Below are 1,960 nucleotides of genomic sequence, written 5' to 3'. Positions count from 1 at the left end.
AGGCGATGCTGGCCTGCGTGCTGCTAGACCAGCTGCTCCTCGACCGCGGCCAGACCGGCGGCGTGCGGGGCACGATAGGGTGATCGCTTTGCGCTGGCCCGGCGGGGGCCGCGCGGGTTAGGAAGCGGGTGACGCCCAAGAGGCCGGAACAGGGGATCGCGACGATGGCCGGATGGATGCGGAACTGGATGCTGGCGGCATGTCTCGGCGCGGCCGCGGTCCTTGCCACAGGGGTTGCGCAGGCGGCGAGCAGGACCGAGATCGACACCCGGGCGGATCTGGTGCTCAACCGCCTGCTTTCGGAATCCGCGACCGCGCAGGCCGTGGACGAGAAGGCGGTCGCGGTGCTGATCTTTCCCGACATCGTCAAGGCAGGCTTCGGGCTCGGCGGGCAGTACGGCGAGGGCGTGCTGCGCAGGGACGGCGCGTCGGTGGCCTATTACAACATCGCCTCGGCCTCGTTCGGATTTCAGGCCGGGGCGCAATCCTACGGGCAGGTGATCTATTTCATGACCGAGGCGGCGCTGCGCCAGCTCGAGACCAGCAAGGGCTTCGTGCTCGGCGCGGATGCCAATGTCGCGGTAGTGAACATGGGCGCCAATGTCGACGTGAATTCCGGCACCCTGCAGGACCCGATCATCGCCTTCGTCACCGACCAGAAGGGCCTGATGGCCGGGGTCACAGTGGAAGGTTCGAAGATCAGCCGGATCAATCCGAAATAGCGGAAGCCCGGCACCGGCCGACGCGCGTCGCGACGGCGATTCCCCCGGGTGTTCCAGCCTGCCGACGCGGCCTTGTGGTTCCCGGCGCCGCGTGCAAACTGAGCCGAGCCGCCACTCGGAGAACCGCGCCATGACCCGGAGCACGCTGCTCGCCGCCCTCCTCGCCGCCCTGGCGCCGGCCGCCTTCGCCCAATCCGACAGTGCCGATCTGGCCAAGCAGCTCTCCAACCCGGTCGCGAGCCTGATCAGCGTCCCGTTCCAGTACAACTACAACGACGGCTTCGGCCTGGATGGGGACGGGCACCAGTCCTACGTCAACATCCAGCCGGTGATCCCTTTTTCGATCAGCCCGAACTGGAACGTCATCTCGCGCACCATCCTGCCCGTGGTCTGGCAGGACGGGGTCGTCCCCGACGAGGGATCGCAGTTCGGCCTGGGCAACACGACCCAGAGCTTCTTCTTCTCGCCCAAGCAGCCGACGAGCTTCGGGCTCATTTGGGGTGTCGGCCCCGCCTTCCAGGTTCCCACGGCGACCGACGGCATCGTCGCCAACCAGTGGGGCGCCGGCGTCACCGGCGTCGCCCTGCGACAATCGGGCGGCTGGACCTACGGGGCACTCGCCAACCACATCTGGTCGGTCACCGGCAACAGCAGGGACGGTGACCTCTCAGCGACCTTCCTGCAGCCGTTCCTCAGCTACACAACGGCGAAGGCGACGTCCTTCACGGTCAATTCCGAGTCCACCTACGACTGGGAGAACGACCAGTGGGCGGTGCCGATCAACGTAATGGTCGCCCAGATGTTCAAGCCCGGCGACCAACCGCTCCAGCTGCAGGTGGGCGCGCGCTACTGGGCCGAGTCGCCCGACTACGGCCCCGACGGCTGGGGCGCCCGCGCGGCGCTGATCCTGCTCTTCCCCAAGGGCTGAGCCTCGGCATCTGGAACGCGCGGGCCGTCCCTGACGGCTCTCGGCCGGACACCCGTGACCGCCAGATCGGCCGGGCATGGTCCGGCTTTCCTGGAAAATACAGCCGGAATATGCGATAATAATCAGTCAGGCCGATGGAAATCATCGGCAGGCTTGTCGGACAATCGTCCTGATTGCGATGTCCGCGCGTACTGCCTCCGTGCAGCCTGCCATCCGGGAATCAAATGGAGCAAGATGTCATGGCCCATCGATTCAGCGTTCGCGTTGCTGGCATATCCTTGATCTCAATCGCTTTGACCTTCGCCCAGAC

2 protein-coding genes are annotated in these 1,960 nt (G+C 66.3%); both read left to right on the top strand.

Features of this window, described 5'->3' with window-relative positions:
- The first annotated feature begins 128 nt into the window (after positions 1-128).
- A complete protein-coding gene (locus tag KDM41_18065; GenBank protein ID MCB1185329.1) occupies positions 129-722 on the top strand; it encodes a lipid-binding SYLF domain-containing protein in 594 nt (197 codons plus the stop codon).
- A gap of 130 nt (positions 723-852) precedes the next feature.
- Entirely contained in the window at positions 853-1,650 is a 798-nt protein-coding gene (locus KDM41_18060) for a transporter (protein ID MCB1185328.1), read from the top strand.
- The last annotated feature ends 310 nt before the right edge of the window (positions 1,651-1,960 follow it).

The organism is bacterium (assembly GCA_020440705.1).
In the GTDB taxonomy this organism is placed as follows: domain Bacteria; phylum Krumholzibacteriota; class Krumholzibacteriia; order LZORAL124-64-63; family LZORAL124-64-63; genus JAGRNP01.
Note: the sequence above shows the minus strand (reverse complement) of the source record. Positions and strands in the feature narration are given on the sequence as shown.